Here is a 19,254-nt window from a genome sequence, read left to right as displayed (position 1 = left end):
TCCTATATACTATGATAACGCATACACACTTCGTGTCAAATAATAAGCAGCTGATAAAGGCATATCAGCTGCTTTTTTTTAGTTTATTGGAGTATAATCAACATTTTCTGTATAATGGTTGCCAGCATTCCATAATAAAAATTCGTCAATTCCTTCTTCATTTAAGGCTTTAATTTGATCTTCTATTTCTTGTTTACCATATGGCTTGTAATTACCAGCTCCTAAATAAGATGCGGTAAAATCCTGTAGCCAAGGTCTAGAAATAGGCGGAGAAGCTAGTTCTTCTCTTTTGGCATTCTCTACCTTTGCATACTCCTTAATAAGCTTGTACGGTTCTAAATCTGGTTTTTGAATCCCAAAGTAAGGTCCCCAGTGGCTTGGATAAATCATAGAAGAAATGATATCAACATGTTCTGAGATTTTTGAGAAGTTCTGGCCAATCCCAGGTGCCTCTGGTAAAGTAGCGGTGTAACCAAAAATATCAACAGATACTTTGACACCGTACGGCTCTAATTGTTCTTTCGCAAACTTAACGAAATCTGTAACAGCATCTACTCTTAACTGAACATCATCTTTACCGTTTGTATACTTTCCTTTACTATACTTCAATGAATCAGCCATATGCTCGAAACCTTCAGGAAAACGCACATAATCAAATTGAATTTCCTGGAATCCCATTTTAGCTGCTTCTATAGCAATATCGACATTATATTGCCACACTTCTTCCATAAACGGATTAACAAAAGCTTCTCCTCTTCCGTTTGTCCATACTTTATTTCCTTCTTTATACGACCATTCCGGCTTTAACTTAGCTAGTGTTGAATCCTTAAAAACAACGACCCTCGCAATAGGGTAAATCTCTTTTTCTTCTAATGTCGACAGCATCTTTTCCGTATCTTTTATATATGGCTCAACAATCTCTTTATATTTACTATCATCTTCCGGTTGGTATGTAAGGTTTCCCCAATCGTCCTTAATATCAATAACCATCGCATTTAATTCTGTCCCATCAACAAAATTAGTTAACCGCTCAAAATTTGCTCCTCCTGCCGATGGTCCAGTCACATAAATACCTCTAATAGCATCTGGGTAGGTAAAGTCGTAGCCTGAATCGTATGTAAACCGTTTCATTTGTTCAGGTAATTCCATTAAAAAACCAGCATATTCTTTCTGTGCATGAAGCTGGTAACTTTGCTGTTCAGCATTCGCATGGTCTAATTGTGGAACTACACTTAATAATAGTAAGAAAAATGCTACTTTAATTACCCTCACTATTTTTCCCTCCTCATCCATTTATTTTCTTTTTCTTATCTCCTATTCTACTAGAAGTTAAACACAATGCAAAAGAAATTAGTAATAATAAGAAATATTTTAATTTTTGCGATAGTAATTTCATACAAACTATTGTATACTATATTCATACATTTTAGTGAGTGAAAGCACTAAACATATTTATAATATTCTTAGTTTTCATAACTAATATTTTTTTTGATTCTTTAGGAAGGAGCAGATTTCAAGCAAGTTCAATCAATTTAAAAACGACCTCAATAAGAGATCGTTTTTAAGTTAACTTTTATATTCTTTTTGGTATTGTGCAAATTCTTTTTCAGAACAGTAAACAAAATGACCAGGACGAACTTCACGCATTTCAACCTTATCATCCGCACTATATTGATGAACAGCTGGGTCATATGTTTTTCGTTGACGAGTTCTTTCTGACTCTGGATCCGGTAAAGGGATAGCAGATAATAGAGATTGTGTATAAGGGTGAAGAGGATTGCTATACAACTCTTCCGCTGTTGTTAATTCAACTAGCTTGCCAAAATACATTACTCCAATTCTATCACTAATATACTTAACCATTGACAAATCATGAGCAATGAATAAATAAGTTAGCCCCTTTTCACGCTGAAGCTTTTTCATTAAGTTAACAACTTGTGCCTGAATAGAAACGTCAAGAGCAGAAATTGGTTCATCAGCAATAATGAATTCCGGTTCTACAGCTAACGCTCTAGCAATACCGATCCGCTGTCTCTGTCCACCAGAGAACTCATGTGGATAACGGTTAGCATGTTCTTTATTTAAGCCTACGGTTTCAAGTAGCTCATAAACGCGCTCCATACGCTCTGTTTTCGATTTTGCAAGCCCATGGATATCAATACCTTCAGCAATAATGTCCGCAACCGTCATACGGGGATTTAAGGATGCATAAGGGTCTTGGAAAATCATCTGCATTTTCCGGTTAAATGCTTTTAGTTGATTGTTTGATTTTTTACCGTGAACATTTTCGCCATTAAATAGGACCTGTCCATCCGTTGCATTATATAGACGGATGATTGTTCTACCAGTGGTGGATTTCCCACAACCTGACTCACCAACTAGACCAAGCGTTTCACCTTTGTAAATATCAAAGGTAATACCATCAACAGCTTTAACCATATTTGATTTACCAACATTAAAATGTTGTTTTAGATTTTTTATTTCTAGTAATTTTTCTGCCATAACTTAAATACCCTCCTTCACAATGATTGGTTTATCAAAATTGGAGGACATTTGACGTTGACGCAACTTCACGGCTTCAGGTGGTTCCACATGAGGCGCATCAGGATGTAACAACCAAGTTTTCGCAAAATGCGTTTCAGATATTTGGAACATTGGTGGTTCTTCCTCGTAATCAATGGCTAATGCATATTTGTTTCTTGCAGCAAATGCATCACCAATTGGCGGATTTGTTAAATCCGGTGGTGTCCCAGGAATGGCAGCTAATTCATCTTTTGTATCATTATCGACACTTGGCATAGAAGCAAGCAGTCCCCACGTATATGGGTGCTTTGGATCATAAAAGATTTCATCTACTGTTCCAATTTCAACGATTTGACCAGCATACATAACAGCTACACGATCAGCTACATTCGCAACAACGCCTAAATCATGAGTGATAAAGATGATAGATGTTTCCATTTTCGCTTGTAACTCTTTCATTAACTCTAAAATTTGAGCTTGAATAGTTACATCAAGAGCGGTTGTAGGTTCATCAGCAATCAGTAGTTTAGGATTCGTAGCCAAGGCAATAGCTATCATTGCACGCTGTCTCATACCACCTGAAAATTCATGCGGATATTGATTTACTCGTTTTTCTGGCATTGGTATACCAACTAGCTCTAATAATTTTATTGCTCGTTTTTTAGCATCGGCTTTAGATAACCCTTGATGCTTAATCAAACCTTCCATAATTTGATTACCAACCTTCATTGTTGGGTTTAATGAAGTCATTGGATCTTGGAAAATCATACTAATATCTTTACCTCGGATGTTTTCCATTTCTTTTTCTGTTTTAGGTACAATATCATCACCATAGAAAAGAATTTCTCCACCAGTAATTTGCCCTGGAGGCATTGGAATTAGTTTCATTAGTGTTTGTGAAGTGACACTTTTACCAGAACCTGATTCACCAACAATGGCTAACGTCTCACCTTTATGAAGGTCAAAGCTAACACCACGAACAGCTTGTACCGTCCCTCCATAAGTTTGGAATGAGACTTTTAGATCTTTTACTTCGAGAATTTTTTCCATGTTCTCACTCCTTATTTACGGCTTCTTGGGTCGAGTGCGTCACGTAGACCGTCACCGACTACATTGAATGCAAAAATTGTTAAACAAATAAAGATCGCAGGGAAGAATAAACGCCATGGGTAATATCTTAAAGCTGGTAAACCATCATTGGCCATTGTTCCCCAACTCGCTAAAGGTGGTGTTAAACCTAATCCTAGGAATCCAAGATAAGCTTCTGTGAAGATCGCAGAAGGAATTGTTAATGTCATTGTAACTAAAATTGGACCCATTGAGTTCGGAATTAAATGTTTACCCATAATTCTTGTCGTATTGGCACCTAAAGTTTTAGAAGCAAGAACAAATTCTTGATTTTTCAAGCTTAATACTTGTCCCCTAACAATCCGGGACATATTTATCCAACCGGTTATCGTCATGGCGATAATCATCGTACCTAGACTTTGTCCTAATACAACCATTAACAAGATAACTAGTAACAAATAAGGAATCCCAGATAATACATCGGCTCCACGCATCATTATTTCATCCGTTCTACCGCCTTTGTATCCGGCAATTCCGCCCCAAGCAACACCGATAAATAAATCGATTAATGCAGCAGCAACACCAATAAAGATAGAAATTCTTGCACCTTCCCAAGTCCTGGCAAACATATCTCGCCCAAGATCATCTGTACCGAACCAATGCTCAGCAGAAGGTGGCTGATTTTTATTCGCTAAATCATTTGATGCATAATCATATTCTGTCATATATGGTCCAAAGATTGCCATGAAGATGAGAATAATAAGTAGTACTATACCAAACATAGCAAGCTTATTTTTTCGGAATCTAATGAAGACATCTTTCCAATAAGAAAGACTAGGCTTCGAAATCTTTTCAGCATCATCTAAATGTGTGCCGACAACTTTGAATTTATCATTCGCACTTTGCATGATTGATTATTCTCCTTTCTTCCCAGCTAGTTTAATCCTTGGGTCGATGATTCCATACGCAATGTCTACAAGGAGAATAGCTAATAGTAATAGAACACTATAGAACACGGTTACACCCATAATTACTGTATAATCACGATTTGTAATACTTGTTACGAAGTGGAAACCTAACCCTGGAATACCGAAAATTTTCTCGATAACAAAGCTACCTGTTAAAACACCCGCAGTTAATGGGCCTAAATAAGTAACTACCGGAAGAAGAGCATTTCTCATTGCGTGCTTAACTGTAATTACTCCACCACTTAAACCTTTTGCTTTAGCAGTTTTAATATAATCATTTGCTAATACTTCGATCATACTAGATCGTGTAAGTCTTGCGATATATGCCATCGGTCCTGCTGCAAGTGCAAGAGCTGGCAATATGGTGTGCATAAATGATTCCCAACGGGCAACAGGGAATATTTGTAATTTTATAGCTAGAAAATACTGTAAAAAAGCAGCCATAATAAATGAAGGTACAGATATACCTAAAACAGCAACAGCCATCGTTGTATAATCTTGCCATTTATTTTGTCTTAAAGCAGCGATAACGCCAAACAAAACACCAAAAGCTAATGCAATTAATATTGCTTCTGCACCAAGTACAAACGATACAGGAAATCCTTCAGAGATTAAATCATTCACCGATTGGCTTTTGTATTTAAAAGATGGGCCAAAGTCCCAAGTTACTACGTTTACGAGATAATCAAAATACTGTTTATACCATGGCTGGTCCATGCCATAATGTGCTTCTAAATTTGCTTGTATTTCTGGTGGTAAATTCTTTTCAGAAGCAAAAGGGTTCCCTGGTGCAATGCGCATAAGGAAAAATGTCGCTGTTACAATTAACCATAAAGAAAGAATCATATATAACAGACGTTTTCCAATATATTTCGTCATTGTCCAACACCTCCAATAATTACTTAGTTGAATTCAAGGGCACTAATCTAAGATTGTCATAATCATAGTTTAGAATTTTTTGTATGAAATTCCACTAGTAGGATAATCATTTCTTACAAGAACGAAGGTATATAGGATGAATAATCCCATATACCTTGCATTTAAAGATACAAATTATTCAAAGTGTGCCCATTTAAATTGAACATCACCTAAACCAGAAACTTGAACGTCTTTTAAGTTCTCATCTTTAACCCAGCTGTTTGTGTAGAAGTAAATTGGTGCAACAGGCATTGCATCCATTAAAATTGCTTCTGCATCTTTTAACATCTGTTGACGTTTTTCCGGATCTGTTTCAGTTTGAGACTGATCAAGTAATTTTTGGTACTCTGGATCTTCCCAACCCGTATTGTTATTACCGCCATCAGCATCACGGTACATTTCTAGGAAGTTCATCGCGTCGTTAAAGTCGCCTAACCAGCCCATACGTGCGATTTGATAGTCTTCACTTTTAACTGTATCTAAGAATACATTCCATTCAGAGTTATCTAATGTTACTTTAACACCTAAATTTTCAACCCACATATCTTGAACCGCTTGAGCAATTTTTTGGTGGCCTTCATTTGTGTTATAAGAAAGTTTCAATTCAGGTAACTCAGAAACATCACTTAATCCCATTTCTTCAAGGCCTTTAGCTAAAAATTCTTTTGCTGCTTCAACATCATTGTCTGCAAAGTACCCTTTTTCACTTTCAGGGAACATAGTAGGTGGGACAATCGCCATTGCTGGAAGTTGTTCTGCCTGAAGAATGTTATCAATCAATGATTGACGGTCGATACCATAAGCTAAAGCCTTACGGATATTCACATTATCTAGTGGTTCTACGTTTGTATTAAATTTATAATTGTAAATACCTGCGATTGGTTGAGTAGTTAGTCTTCCAGAATCCTTCAATGCTGGAATTGCATCTGTAGGAAGTGTACCTGTTGGAGAACCAGCCCAATTCAATTCACCATTATCAAACATAGATAATTCTGTATTTGGATCATTAATCATGTACATTTCAATTTTGTCTAATTTTACAGTATCTTTATCCCAGTAAGTATCGCTCTTTTCAAGAGTGATTTGATCACTGTGAGCCCATTCCGCTAAATGGAAAGGTCCGTTTGTTGTATAGTTTTCACCAGCATCTGTAGCCCAATCTTTATTTTCTTTGGCAATATTGCTGTTAATAGGTAAATAAGTATAGAATGCCGTTAGTTCTAAGAAGTATGGAGTCGGGTTAGCAAGAGTAACCTCTAGAGTTTTCTCATCAACTGCTTTTACACCAACATCATCTAAGCTTCCATCTCCAGTATTAGCTGCTTCTGCACCTTCAATATAGTAAAGTTGGTAAGCATATACTGATTCGTTTGCAGGATCTAATGCCCATTTCCAAGCATAAGCAAAGTCTTCTGCAGTTACAGGGTCGCCATTAGACCATTGTGCATCTTCACGAATGTTAAATGTGTATGTTTTTTGATCCTCTGAAATTTCCCAATCTTCAGCCATCGCTGCTTCTGGTTTATCCTCTTGACCGATACGCGTTAAACCTTCCATTACTTGACGCAAGACTGTACCTGAAGTTGAATCTTGTGCTAAGCCAGGATGTAGTGAAGGTGGTTCAGTATTAATATTCACTTTTAATTCTTGAGGTACATCACTACCTCCATCGCCACCATCTGCATTGTCATCGCCTCCGCCAGCGCAGGCTGCTAAAACCATGCTAGCTAAAAGTAGCATACTTAAAAAGATTGACCATCTTTTTTTCACGGTGAAACCCCCTATTTTTAATTCAAACGATTCTTCACAGAAATAACAATTGTTCACATAGAGTAGATTAATGAAAAAATCAAACAATTTATGATAAAAAAAGAGTTGATTCCTTTATGCATGTAAAGGAAAGTAAGTTTATTTTCGATAGAACAAATTCCCTCTATTCAGATAATTCCACTTGAATATTAAAATTTGTATCTATTAGACTACGATAAACTCACCTTTTCATCATTCCATCTACCTGAAAACGAACAAAATGTAATCTGTTTGTAAAGATGTCGTTTGGTAGGTTTTATTATAGTTTCTTTAAAAGTTTATTTCAAGCCCGTTTTAAATAATCTAAATTATCTATATTTTTTCAAAAAAAATGTCGAAACGTGTATTATTATTGTTATGTAAGGGTTTTCATAAGTTTAAATTGGTATATAACAAATAATTTTTTTTTTGCTGTTATAATGCTCACTTGATTTACTTCTACATATATTATATTATGATTACAAATAAATAATACAAATTGCTGTGAGAAAAGAGTAGTACATTTAAGATGGTTTTAAGAGAGCTTATGGTAGGTGAGAATAAGCAACCTATTAAATCGAATGGACTTTTTGAGCATGAATATATCGATTCACGTTAGACTAACGTTATCTGTCTTTAAGAGATTCACATATGTGAATAATTAGGGTGGCACCGCGGACCATTCGTCCCTAGATTTTTTTAGGGATGAGTGGTCTTTTTATATGTTCATTTCTCATAGCACATAGGAGGATTATGATGAAAAAAACACTTTTTTCTGGTATTCAACCCAGTGGAACAATAACGATTGGAAACTATATTGGGGCATTAAGACAGTTTGTCGAGTTACAAAATGAATATGATTGCTACTTTTGTATCGTTGATCAACACGCGATCACTGTTCCACAAGATCGCTTACAACTAAGAAACAATATCCGTAGTCTAGCAGCACTCTATGTTGCGGTAGGCTTAGATCCAAAAAAAGCAACTCTATTCGTTCAATCTGAAGTACCTGCACATGCACAAGCAGCATGGATGTTACAATGTATCTCTTATATCGGTGAGTTAGAAAGAATGACTCAGTTTAAAGATAAATCTGCTGGGAAAGAAGCTGTCTCAGCCGGCTTATTAACCTACCCACCATTAATGGCTGGTGATATTCTATTATATGGTACAGATATTGTCCCTGTTGGAGAAGATCAAAAACAGCATTTAGAATTAACGAGAGATTTAGCAGAAAGATTCAACAAGAAATACAATGATATCTTTACAATTCCAGAAGTAAGTATTCCAAAGGTTGGCGCTCGAATAATGTCACTTCAAGACCCAACGAAAAAAATGAGTAAGTCTGACGCAAATAAAAAAGGGTTTATCTCTATTTTGGATGAACCAAAACAAATAGAGAAGAAAATTAAAAGCGCTGTAACCGATTCTGATGGCATCGTCGCTTTTGATAAAGAGAATAAGCCTGGCGTTTCCAATTTATTAACGATTTACTCGATATTCTCAGGCGAATCAATCGAAAATATCGTAAATAAATATGAAGGAAAAGGATACGGTGACTTCAAAGGGGATTTGGCAGCAGTAATTATTGACCACTTAAAACCTATTCAAGATAAATATCATCATCTCATGGAATCAGCAGAATTAGATGAGATATTAGATGCAGGAGCAGACAATGCCAACAAAGTGGCAGGTAAAATGGTGAAAAAGATGGAAAACGCTATGGGATTAGGTAGAAAAAGGAAATAAAAAACAGGGACGTTCAAATGAATTGAGCGTCCCTTTCTGAGTTAATTTACCTTTGAACCATTTTCCATTTCCCATAACTTCTCAAAAAACGGTTGACCTTTAATGATATTCTCACAAAATCTTTCATGTTTTTTAGACCAGCCGACCTTGCTATCTTCATATAAATTCATCCATGCATCATGGAAACCCATTGATTGAATACTTTTATACTCTTCAGGCATCCATTCTGTAAACCAATAGCGAATTTCCGCCTCATTTTCTGAACTATGAAGTTGATCGAGTGCCATAAACATTAATTGTTTAAGCTGTCTTTCCTTTCTTGTGAGCCCTTTCATTAACTCTGGGTCAGGTGAAAGAATGTGAAAACTTTTTAGACTCGGCTTTTGTTCAAAAGTATATTCCATTTCATCATGGTTTGAAATCATTTCATATGTAAGTTGTTCTTGTCTTGGTATCAGTCTACTCTTTCGAATTGGAATATGATACCCTATTGTATCAACGGCCATAATGTTTGTCCCATCAGTAATGACAAAACAATAATCTAATTGCACTCTTTCATGATTTTTTCTTAAATACGCTTTTTGATACACATCATTCAATAGTTGTTGTGGTAATTCAGATAGATCATTTTCAATATAATGAAATAGTGCTGGTGTAATTCTTAGTAGCGGTACTTGATCCAATAATTCAACTGCATCATCTTTTCGCCATTCATGAAATTGACAAACATTGTAACCATTCTCTTCCCCTTCAAACCAGTTCACCCAAACATCATGAAGATATAACATTTCCTAACCCCCACTCGCATGATTATTTGTCAATAAGTATGGGCAAACAACTCTGATTTTATTCCTTTCTTTTACAATCTAATCCATTATTATTCTTTTCTATCTCATTCAAAAATGCAATTTGTACTTTATATAGAATTATTCAATCTATATAAAGTGTATTTTAAATGGAAGTAATTGTTATAATATTCATTTATTATTCATTAAGATAAATATTAATATAATTTAGAATAAATAGTTAATAGCTAAATTCCATAAACTTTACACTCATTACGAATCACATGATCGATTTTCCCCCAAAAAAAAGAATGCAATTACCTTAAAAGGTCAATTGCATTCTTTTTCAGACTTACCTGCTAAGCCTTTACCTTCTAGACTTAGGATTTAGAGCGTCTTTAATGCCCTCTCCAATGAAATTAATTGCTAGTATTGTGATTGTAATAGCTGCAGCGGGCGGTACCCAAATCCAAGTTTTATTCCTTAATACGTCAGAATCACGCGCTTCAAAAAGCATGTTACCCCAACTTGGTATATTAGCTGGGACACCAGACCCTAAAAAACTTAAACCTGCTTCTGCCACAATAGTAACTGCCAACATTAAAGTTGCTTGAACAATGATTGTCGACGCTACATTAGGTAAGATATGCTTTCCAATAATCTTGATAGGTCTTGTTCCAATTGATTTCGCTGCTAAAACATATTCATTTTCCTTTTCTGATAAAAATCGGCTGCGAACGATCCGGGCAACCCCACCCCAGCTTAATAAACTGATAACTAATATCAGCGTCCAAACGCCAGAGACTTTCCCCACTAAGATTGTATTAAGAACAATTACAAAGACTAGAAATGGAAAGTTTAGTACAAAGTCAGTTATTCTCATAAATATTTGATCAATCTTTCCACCATTGTATCCAGCAATTGCGCCGACTATCGTTCCGATAACAATAATAAATGTCATACATGATAAACCAATTAAAAGTGATGTTCTCGCTCCATATACCATACGTGTAAAGATATCTCTACCATTCGTATCTGTTCCGAACCAATGCTCCGCAGAAGGTGGCAAATTCATCGACATGAAATTGATTCGTGTTATATCATGTGTCGTAAATAATGGGCCGAAAACCGCAATCAGCACAAATGAGACGAAAACAAATAAGCTAGTCATTGCAATTTTATTCTTGAGAAATTTTTTCCGCGCTAATTTCCAAGGAGAGAACTGCTTTTGCTTGTTTTTTATTAAAACTTGACCGTCTGTATTTAAAGATGCTTTCACCATATTTGCCCCCTATCCTAACCTAATTCTCGGATCAACAATGCCGTACAGTAAATCCGCAATTAAGTTACCTAATAACGTTAAAAATGAAAGCAGCATGGTAATCGTCATTAATACAGCATAATCTCGTCTATCGACTGATTCCAAAAACAATAAACCTATACCTGGATAAGTAAAAATTGTTTCAGTGATGACCGCACCACCTATTAATGTCGCAATATCAAAACCTAAAAAAGTGATTAATGGGATCATCGAATTCCGTAAAATATGTTTATTATAAATAGCGGATTCACTTGTGCCTTTTGCTCGAGCAGTACGTACAAAGTCTTTACGGCTGTTTTCTATTACATCATTTCGTAAAAACTGCGTATACGAAGCTGTCCCCATGAGACCAAGAATTAAGGCTGGTAGGAGTACATGATGCATTCTACTTATATAATAGTCCCAAGTACCAGGTTGTAGTCCAACTTCAACGGATCCTGCAAATGGAAACCATCCTAATTGAAAGGAGAAAAAGTAAATAGCTATGATTCCGGCAACAAATGAAGGAATAGCTAGTCCTACATAGTTGTAACCTGCAATTAGATTATCTCCCCATGTGTATGGCCTTCTACCGGAGTACATCCCCATAGCAAAAGCAAAAATATATGTAATTATCAGTGATACGATCGCCAAAAATATCGTATTCGGTAAACGGTCAACAATTAAATCAAAGACAGGTATTTTATGTGCTGTCGAGTGTCCGAAGTCTCCTTGTACGAAATTTGTTACCCATCTGATATATTGAATATGAATAGGGTCATTGTATCCCAGTTTTTCTCTCATTTCTTCAATATATTCTGGATTTGTATTTGATGGGTCAATTTCACCCCCAAAAGGGTCCCCTGGCATAAACTTTGCCAGGGTAAAAACCACAATGGAAGTAAGGAATAACAACGGTATCATACCTAATATTCTGCGAAGTGAATATTGCAGCATGTTCCATTCTCCTTATCAATTAAAAGTTCGCGTGACGCTTATTCTGTAACATACCATTCATGAGTATTTGATTGGAAACCTTCAGCATTTATATGAACACCTTGCAAGCGTTTATTAATTCCATATAAATCTAAGTTTTCCCATAATGGAATTGCTGGTAATTCCTCATTAAATAATTTTTGCCACTCTACATACACTTCTTTACGATAGTCCTTATCAAACGCTTTTTCACTTAAAGCCTCGTTTAATAATTTATCATTTTCTTCATTTACCCAACGACCAAAGTTCCATTCGGCATTATTTGCCCATAAACCTGATGGATCTGGATCAGTACCTGTGCTCCAAGAACCAAAGAATGCTTCTAATGCTTCATCATCTTCTGTTTTCATATCGTTATATAGGTTAAATTCGATTAATGATCCTGTAGCTAATTCCGTTTTCACACCGATATCATTCCATGATTGCATAATCGCTTGTGTACGTCCTTCAAAAGTTGCATTTCCTGCATAATGCCCAAAGGAAATAGAAAATGGTTCTCCATCTGGATCTTCCACGAACCCATCTCCATCTACATCTTTATAACCCGCTCCTGCTAGTAATTCTTTTGCTTTTTCTGGATTATACTCATATTGATTTAACTCAGATTCGTCTGCTGCTATCCAGAAAGTGGATGGAATAACCGTATTAAATACTTTACCTTTACCAGCCAAGAATGCATCAATCATTGCTTGACGGTCGATTGCATATAAAAGAGCATGGCGAAGGTCTTTGTTTTTAAACTTATCAATATCATCTTTATTCGTACGTGCTTCTTGATCTCGATGACCAAATCTTAAACCAATGTATGAATAACCAACACCCGTTGTCTCTTCAACAGTGATATGATCCATTTTTTCGAGTTCTTCCACTTGGTTCGGAATCACTTCCATAATATCTACTTCGCCGTTTTGAAGTGCTCCATTTGCTACGGAAGCATCAATCACTTTTACTACGACACTATCTAACTTTGGTTCGCCCTGATAGTAATCTGCGAATTTCTCTAACTCTACATACTCACCTGGTTTCACACTTTTTACTTTAAATGGTCCAAGACCTACTGGATTTGTTCTTACTTGCTCTGATTCACCTAAATCAGCTACAGCTATACCTTCATAATGCTTCTTAGGCATTGGATAGGACCATAAATTCTCAAGGTTGTTTAGCTTCATTTCTTCAAATGTAATTGCGATTGTATAGTCATCAATCACTTTAATGCCCTCAATTGAGTCTGCTTTCCCATCTTTTTTCGCTTTTGCGCCTTTAATGCCTTCTACATAATTAAAACGCTCGCCATCATAATCTGGATCAGCCATTGTTTCTAATGCGAATTGCCAGTCTTCTACTGTCAATTCTTCACCATTATGCCATTTTACACCTTCCTTAAATTTGAAAGTGTATGTTAACTTATCCTCACTAATTTCCCATGAAGCAAGATCTGGTTCATACTCAAGGTCATCATTTACTTGATAAATACTACCACCGGTAAATTCCAAGATTTGTGCATCAACTGCACTCCGATAATAAGCATACTCAAATACCCCTTCAGGCGCAGTTGTTACTGCTAACGTTACTTTCCCGCCCTCAACCGGTTCACCAGTGTTAGCTTCCTCTTTATCTCCTTCTTCCTTCCCACTCGTTTCGTTCCCGCTATTACAAGCTGCTAGAAACATAGAGAATACGAGTAAAAACGAAATTAACCAAAAAGATTTCTTTTTCATTGTTCTCCCCCTAAATGATTTTATTTTAGTTATATAAATGACAAGCTACGTTATGACCAGCCTTCACCTCCTTTAAAGTCGGTTTCACTTCCATGCATTCTTTCATGGCATGTGAACAGCGTGGATGAAACGGACAACCCGTTGGAGGATTAGCCGGACTTGGTACATCACCTTCTAAGATGATTCTCTGTTTCTTCTTTCTCGGATCTGGCTCCGGGATAGCCGAGATTAAAGCTTGGGTGTAGGGGTGAAGGGGTTCTGCAAAAATACTATTCTTATCAGTTACTTCTACAATTCCACCTAAATACATGACTGCAATTCGATCACTCATATGTTTAACAACACTCAAATCATGAGCGATAAATAAAAACGTTAATTGAAATTCATTTTGTAGTTCTTTTAAGAGATTTAATACTTGAGATTGCACCGATACATCAAGTGCAGATACAGGTTCATCGGCAATAATCAGCTTAGGACGTAGGGCTAATGCCCGCGCAATGCCAATTCTTTGCCTTTGACCACCAGAGAATTCATGCGCATATTTATAATAAGCATCTGACGGAAGTCCGACCTTATTGAGTAGTTCCATGACTTCCTCTTTTAATTCCTTCACTGACTTCCCTCTAAAGTTAACGAGCGGTTCTGAGACGATGTCCCCGACCATTTGCATCGGATTAAGTGAAGCATAAGGATCTTGGAAGACCATTTGAAAGTCTTTGCGGATTGCTCTTAATGTCTTTCCTTTCATATTTGAAATATCTTGTCCATCAAAAATAATTTTTCCATCAGTTGGATTCATCAGTTTTAAAAGCGTTCGACCTGTCGTTGATTTACCGCAACCCGATTCTCCAACCAGTCCAAACGTCTCGCCGTTATGTATTTGAAAACTAACGCCGTCTACAGCTTTAACATGTCCTACCGTTCTTTGAAAAAAACCTGCTTTAATCGGGAAATATGTTTTTAAATCTTCTACTTCTAATAACACTTCTCGCTTCTCAGCTGTGTTATTTGACATATGTATTCCTCCCATTAGTCTGATAGCTATTCTCATATAAAAGACAAGCCGCCTCATGTCCATTTTCGACAAAACCTAACGTAGGTGTGATTTCAGTACATTCAGGCATTCTTTTTGGACAACGATCAGCAAATCGACACCCAACTTCTGGCATATCTTTTAGGGATGGTACTAAACCATCAATCGACCCTAATTCTTTCTCTTCTTCATCCAATTTAGGTATCGATTGTAATAATAACTGTGTATAAGGGTGCTTAGGGTTATGAAAAAGAGCATCAACATTTGTTCTTTCAACAATTTTCCCAGCATACATAACAATTACATCGTCACACATTTCAGCAACGACTCCAAGATCATGGGTAATGAGAATAATCGCCATATTATTGATTGATTGAATTTCCCTTAATAAATCTAATATTTGGGCTTGTACTGTCACATCTAAGGCAGTCGTTGGTTCATCAGCAATAAGTAACTTTGGTTGGCAAGCGATGGCAATGGCAATCATTACCCGTTGCCTCATTCCCCCTGAAAGTTGATGGGGATATTCATCAACGATATTCTCTGGCCTTGATATGCCTACTTGTCTTAAAAGATGGATGCTTTTTTCTCGCGCATCCTTTTTCGAAATCTTCTGATGATTAAAGAGAATCTCCTGCAATTGAAAACCAATTGTAAATACAGGGTTAAGTGCAGTCATCGGCTCTTGGAAAATCATAGAGATTTCATTACCTCGTATGGTATTCATTTGATTAATGGAGTAATTTTCAATATTCTTTCCTTCAAATACAATTTCTCCACCAGTGACTTTGCCTGTTTCCTTCGGTAATAACTGCATAATGGACATAGACATGACACTCTTTCCACAGCCTGATTCTCCCACGACACCAAGAATTTGTTTTTTCTTCACGTCGAAAGAGACATTATCTACTGCGTGATAGACCTTTCCGTCTATATCAAAACCTGCTTTTAATTCTTTTACTTGTAAAATTGTGTCCAAACTAGGACTATCTTCTTTTCCTACCATTTCTACACCTCAATCATAATATCTTACAGTATTGTAAAATATTAAGTACTAGGATTAATTATCTGTATATTATTACAAATAGATTACGAACACAAGGAATTTTTTAAAAAATCTATCTTTTGATAATATTATAAATAGTATGGAGTGGGCATGAAATAGTTCTTCCATCCTGTTACTCGCGTGTTAATATAAGGAAAATATACTATTTTACTTACTTTACAAATTGCCTTTCTCACAAAAATCTCCTATTCCTCCCACTTAGGAACAAATAATTTTGACGGAATCACCATACTTTCCTCTAGTCTGATTTTCTTTTCTTCGTCAAGCATTGAAACGATTTCATAGCCAACAGAATAGCCGAGCATTTTAGGATACCCCTCACCGAATAGGATTTGGTCATGTAATTCATTGTCTCTCTTTATGTCTATATTTTTTTTTACATATTTATGCCAATAGTATTTTATTCTTTCTCTATCATGTGTAGTGCACCACTTGGATCGATACGATTTTCCACAGCTCTTTGCAACTGCCCATTCTGCCAATCCTTCTAATACAATGCTATCTAATAATGTATAATCAGCCATTTCTTTCTTTAGCCTGTTCATTCTACAAATATGATGGTATTCGTGAACAAATAATGCTTCTAACTCTTTTTCGTCTTCTAATGGAGCGAGAAATAAAAACATCTTGTCAGGGAATGACAAGCCAGACTTCACATAAGATGTTCTAAAGAATAAACCGCCTTGTGCAATCGGGAATAAGTAAATGGGGATATCCGGCCCGCGCCAGCTTTTTCTATACTTGTTTAATAATAATTCAACCTTTTTCCATGTTTTTTCTTCTTTCAACTGCTTGAATTGTTCTTTGCATCTTCTGTTTGGTACATACATGCCAAAGGAGGATAAGAAATGGTATAGTCTCTGTGGCTCGTTTTCATGGAATGAATCTAATAATGGTTCAATCAATTTTTCCGGATCAGCGAAATGCTGATCTAACCATTCATCTGTTCTAACTACCGGCATATGGATCTCTCCCATCATATGTTGTTGTTTATTTTATGGTCGAGACAAATAATCGGTTCAAAAGAAAAGCATAAAAATATAAAAAACACGGACGACATCCGCCATGTAACAAAGCAGAAATCTGTCCGTGTATGATTTATTATTGATATTTTTTGAAGACGATTGTTGCGTTATGACCACCAAAGCCTAATGAGTTACTCATAACAGCTCCAATGGTTTTTTCTCTTGATTCATTAGGTACATAATCTAAATCGCAATCAGGATCTTTTGTTTTGTAATTAATTGTTGGTGGTAGTGTACTGTCTCTTAACGCAAGGATAGAGAAAATCGCCTCAACGCCTCCAGCAGCACCTAGAAGGTGACCTGTCATAGATTTTGTTGAACTGATAGCTAATCGATAAGCATGTTCACCAAACACATTTTTTACTGCAACAGTTTCATATTTATCGTTATAATCTGTGCTCGTACCATGAGCATTAACGTAATCGATTTGGTCAGGAGTAAGCCCCGCATCGTCAAGTGCCATTTTCATTGCCCGTGCACCGCCTTCTCCTTCTGGTGCAGGAGCGGTAATATGATAGGCATCTCCAGTTGACCCATAGCCAACAATTTCAGCATAAATATTAGCACCGCGAGCTAACGCGTGTTCTAGTTCTTCAAGAATGAGAATACCTGCACCTTCTCCGATAACAAATCCATCTCTCTCTTTATCAAACGGCCGACTTGCTGTAGCCGGATCTGGATTCGTAGATAGTGCTGTGTTAGCACAGAATCCTGCAACAGACATTCTCGTAATAGGTGCTTCTGCTCCTCCTGTTACCATGACATCAGCATCACCACGCTGAATGACTTTAAAAGCATCACCGATTGAATTCGTTCCCGTTGCACAAGCGGTTACTGTACAAGAATTCACTCCCTTTGCACCTAATGTGATGGATACTTGCCCTGCAGCCATATCTGGTATCATCATTGGTACAAAGAATGGACTCACCCGACGGTAGCCTCTATTTAAAAAGGTTTCGAATTGATTCTCGAATGTTTCCATTCCACCGATTCCTGATCCTACCCAAACGCCAACGCGATGAGCGTTTTCATCATTTATCGTCAAATTGGCATCTTTCACTGCCATGATTGAAGAAGCCACAGCAAAATGAGTAAAGCGATCCATCTTTCTTGCTTCTTTCTTCTCTAAATACTCATGAATATCAAAATCTTTCACTTCAGCAGCTACTTTAGCAGGATACTCATCGGCATTTAATCTTGTTAACGGTCCTACCCCAGATTTTCCAGCTTTAATATTACTCCACGACTGCTCTACATTATTTCCAACCGGTGTTACTGCTCCAAGTCCTGTTACAACGACACGTTTTTTTTCCACTATTATGTCACTCCTTTTATATCAATAAAGCCTATTAAATTTATACTTATTTTCCCCATTTTAAGGCGATGGCTCCCCATGTTAATCCGCCACCAAATCCGACCATTACGATAATATCATCATCTTTAATTTTCCCAGCTTCTATCTCCTCAATCATTGCAATTGGTATCGAAGAGGCTGATGTATTACCATATTTATCAATTGTTTTTGACATTTTTTCAATTGGTAACTCTAAACGTTGCCTAGAAGCTTCCATGATACGGATATTAGCCTGATGAGGGATAAGAAAATCTACATCCTCTTTCGTTAAACCTGCTTTTTCTAATACATTAATACAACTTTCACCCATTTGTCTAACTGCAAATTTAAAAACTTCTCTACCATTCATCACAATGTACTTGTCTTGATAAAGATGCTTCGCTCCACTACCATCTGCACCTAGTTCAAATGATAAAATGCCTCTTCCTTCAGATACAGGTGCAATAATAGCAGCTCCCGCACCATCTCCAAAAAGGACAGCTGTATTACGATCGGACCAATCGGTTACTTTAGACAGCTTTTCAACACCTACAACGAGTACATTCTGATACGTTTTCGTTTCAATAAATTGTTTCGCTGTAATTATACCGTACATGAAACCAGCACAAGCTGCACTTACATCCATGGCTGCTGCTTTTTTTGCGCCTAACCTTTCCTGCAATAAACAAGCAACACTTGGAAATGGCTGATCTGGTGTGACAGTTGAGACAATAATTAAATCGATCTCTTCAGGAGACAAGTTTGCATCTTGTAAAGCTTTTTTTGCTGCAACGAATGCCATATCAGAAGTATTTGTATCATCATCGGCAATCCGCCTTTGTTCGATACCAGTTCTCGTGCGGATCCATTCATCTGAAGTATCCATTACTTTTTCTAAATCGGCATTTGTTACTATTCTTTCGGGTAAGTATCTACCTAAGCCAACAATTCCAGCATTCATCTTTCCCACTCCCTTTTTCTTTT

Annotated in this window: 16 protein-coding genes and 1 other annotated feature; of the genes, 1 reads left to right on the top strand and 15 read right to left on the bottom strand. The window is 36.7% G+C overall.

Annotated elements, in window-relative coordinates; all coding sequences use genetic code 11:
• Positions 1–78: 78 nt before the first annotated feature.
• The 6 genes from MHH73_RS08080 to MHH73_RS08055 form a co-directional block, all read right to left on the bottom strand.
• The gene (locus MHH73_RS08080) at positions 79–1,293 is read right to left on the bottom strand and encodes a putative glycoside hydrolase (protein WP_445662518.1); all 1,215 of its coding nucleotides are present in this window, start codon (positions 1,291–1,293) and stop codon (positions 79–81) included.
• A 273-nt stretch (positions 1,294–1,566) separates the two neighbouring features.
• Positions 1,567–2,502 carry an ABC transporter ATP-binding protein gene (locus MHH73_RS08075; protein ID WP_191814906.1) on the bottom strand — a complete coding sequence of 312 codons (936 nt, stop codon included), beginning with the start codon at positions 2,500–2,502 and terminating at the stop codon, positions 1,567–1,569.
• Between the two features lie 3 nt (positions 2,503–2,505).
• Positions 2,506–3,573: an ABC transporter ATP-binding protein gene (locus tag MHH73_RS08070; RefSeq protein WP_341066056.1), complete on the bottom strand. Its 1,068-nt coding sequence runs from the start codon at positions 3,571–3,573 to the stop codon at positions 2,506–2,508.
• An 11-nt stretch (positions 3,574–3,584) separates the two neighbouring features.
• Positions 3,585–4,499: an ABC transporter permease gene (locus tag MHH73_RS08065; protein ID WP_341066055.1), complete on the bottom strand. Its 915-nt coding sequence runs from the start codon at positions 4,497–4,499 to the stop codon at positions 3,585–3,587.
• A 6-nt stretch (positions 4,500–4,505) separates the two neighbouring features.
• Positions 4,506–5,438 (bottom strand): ABC transporter permease, encoded by a 933-nt coding sequence (locus MHH73_RS08060; RefSeq protein WP_341066053.1) that lies wholly within the window; start codon positions 5,436–5,438, stop codon positions 4,506–4,508.
• Between the two features lie 174 nt (positions 5,439–5,612).
• Positions 5,613–7,247: a peptide ABC transporter substrate-binding protein gene (locus MHH73_RS08055; protein ID WP_341066052.1), complete on the bottom strand. Its 1,635-nt coding sequence runs from the start codon at positions 7,245–7,247 to the stop codon at positions 5,613–5,615.
• Positions 7,248–7,760: 513 nt separating this feature from the next.
• Positions 7,761–7,959 (top strand) — a binding site (T-box leader).
• Positions 7,960–8,021: 62 nt separating this feature from the next.
• Between MHH73_RS08055 and trpS the strand changes: the two genes are divergently transcribed.
• The gene (gene trpS / locus MHH73_RS08050; RefSeq protein ID WP_341066051.1) at positions 8,022–9,014 is read left to right on the top strand and encodes a tryptophan--tRNA ligase; all 993 of its coding nucleotides are present in this window, start codon (positions 8,022–8,024) and stop codon (positions 9,012–9,014) included.
• Between the two features lie 41 nt (positions 9,015–9,055).
• Here the strand turns inward: trpS and MHH73_RS08045 are convergent, their stop codons facing one another.
• From MHH73_RS08045 to MHH73_RS08005, 9 genes are all read right to left on the bottom strand, one after another.
• Positions 9,056–9,802: a YjbA family protein gene (locus tag MHH73_RS08045; protein WP_341066050.1), complete on the bottom strand. Its 747-nt coding sequence runs from the start codon at positions 9,800–9,802 to the stop codon at positions 9,056–9,058.
• Between the two features lie 364 nt (positions 9,803–10,166).
• A complete protein-coding gene (gene opp4C, locus MHH73_RS08040; protein WP_191814896.1) occupies positions 10,167–11,081 on the bottom strand; it encodes an oligopeptide ABC transporter permease in 915 nt (304 codons plus the stop codon).
• Positions 11,082–11,090: 9 nt separating this feature from the next.
• Positions 11,091–12,056, bottom strand: coding sequence for an oligopeptide ABC transporter permease (gene opp4B / locus MHH73_RS08035; protein ID WP_191814894.1), 966 nt, complete (start codon positions 12,054–12,056; stop codon positions 11,091–11,093).
• Positions 12,057–12,094: 38 nt separating this feature from the next.
• Complete coding sequence (gene opp4A / locus MHH73_RS08030) at positions 12,095–13,813, bottom strand: oligopeptide ABC transporter substrate-binding protein (RefSeq protein ID WP_341066046.1); 1,719 nt, start codon at positions 13,811–13,813, stop codon at positions 12,095–12,097.
• Positions 13,814–13,838: 25 nt separating this feature from the next.
• On the bottom strand, positions 13,839–14,828 hold the full coding sequence (locus MHH73_RS08025) for an ABC transporter ATP-binding protein (RefSeq protein WP_341066043.1): 990 nt from the start codon (positions 14,826–14,828) through the stop codon (positions 13,839–13,841).
• Positions 14,818–15,852, bottom strand: coding sequence for an ABC transporter ATP-binding protein (locus tag MHH73_RS08020; protein ID WP_341066041.1), 1,035 nt, complete (start codon positions 15,850–15,852; stop codon positions 14,818–14,820). Before MHH73_RS08020 ends, MHH73_RS08025 begins: the two co-directional genes overlap by 11 nt.
• A gap of 245 nt (positions 15,853–16,097) precedes the next feature.
• Positions 16,098–16,874, bottom strand: coding sequence for a DUF2268 domain-containing protein (locus MHH73_RS08015; RefSeq protein WP_341066040.1), 777 nt, complete (start codon positions 16,872–16,874; stop codon positions 16,098–16,100).
• A 139-nt stretch (positions 16,875–17,013) separates the two neighbouring features.
• Positions 17,014–18,252 carry a beta-ketoacyl-ACP synthase II gene (fabF, locus tag MHH73_RS08010; protein WP_341066038.1) on the bottom strand — a complete coding sequence of 413 codons (1,239 nt, stop codon included), beginning with the start codon at positions 18,250–18,252 and terminating at the stop codon, positions 17,014–17,016.
• 46 nt (positions 18,253–18,298) lie between these two features.
• Positions 18,299–19,231, bottom strand: a complete 933-nt coding sequence (locus MHH73_RS08005) for a beta-ketoacyl-ACP synthase III (RefSeq protein ID WP_341066036.1) — start codon at positions 19,229–19,231, stop codon at positions 18,299–18,301.
• Positions 19,232–19,254: the final 23 nt, after the last annotated feature.

Origin of the sequence: Cytobacillus sp. FSL K6-0265 (assembly GCF_038003465.1) — a bacterium.
GTDB classification, from domain to species: Bacteria; Bacillota; Bacilli; order Bacillales; family Cytobacillaceae; genus Cytobacillus; species Cytobacillus stercorigallinarum.
This window is presented reverse-complemented; position numbering and strand designations above follow the sequence as displayed.

Coding starts and splice junctions, on each gene's coding strand:
- MHH73_RS08080 (WP_445662518.1), bottom strand. CDS start 1,293: ATGGATGAGGAGGGAAAAATAGTGAGGGTAATTAAAGTAGCATTTTTC.
- MHH73_RS08075 (WP_191814906.1), bottom strand. CDS start 2,502: ATGGCAGAAAAATTACTAGAAATAAAAAATCTAAAACAACATTTTAAT.
- MHH73_RS08070 (WP_341066056.1), bottom strand. CDS start 3,573: ATGGAAAAAATTCTCGAAGTAAAAGATCTAAAAGTCTCATTCCAAACT.
- MHH73_RS08065 (WP_341066055.1), bottom strand. CDS start 4,499: ATGCAAAGTGCGAATGATAAATTCAAAGTTGTCGGCACACATTTAGAT.
- MHH73_RS08060 (WP_341066053.1), bottom strand. CDS start 5,438: ATGACGAAATATATTGGAAAACGTCTGTTATATATGATTCTTTCTTTA.
- trpS (WP_341066051.1), top strand. CDS start 8,022: ATGAAAAAAACACTTTTTTCTGGTATTCAACCCAGTGGAACAATAACG.
- MHH73_RS08045 (WP_341066050.1), bottom strand. CDS start 9,802: ATGTTATATCTTCATGATGTTTGGGTGAACTGGTTTGAAGGGGAAGAG.
- opp4C (WP_191814896.1), bottom strand. CDS start 11,081: ATGGTGAAAGCATCTTTAAATACAGACGGTCAAGTTTTAATAAAAAAC.
- opp4B (WP_191814894.1), bottom strand. CDS start 12,056: ATGCTGCAATATTCACTTCGCAGAATATTAGGTATGATACCGTTGTTA.
- opp4A (WP_341066046.1), bottom strand. CDS start 13,813: ATGAAAAAGAAATCTTTTTGGTTAATTTCGTTTTTACTCGTATTCTCT.
- MHH73_RS08025 (WP_341066043.1), bottom strand. CDS start 14,828: ATGTCAAATAACACAGCTGAGAAGCGAGAAGTGTTATTAGAAGTAGAA.
- MHH73_RS08020 (WP_341066041.1), bottom strand. CDS start 15,852: ATGGTAGGAAAAGAAGATAGTCCTAGTTTGGACACAATTTTACAAGTA.
- MHH73_RS08015 (WP_341066040.1), bottom strand. CDS start 16,874: ATGCCGGTAGTTAGAACAGATGAATGGTTAGATCAGCATTTCGCTGAT.
- MHH73_RS08005 (WP_341066036.1), bottom strand. CDS start 19,231: ATGAATGCTGGAATTGTTGGCTTAGGTAGATACTTACCCGAAAGAATA.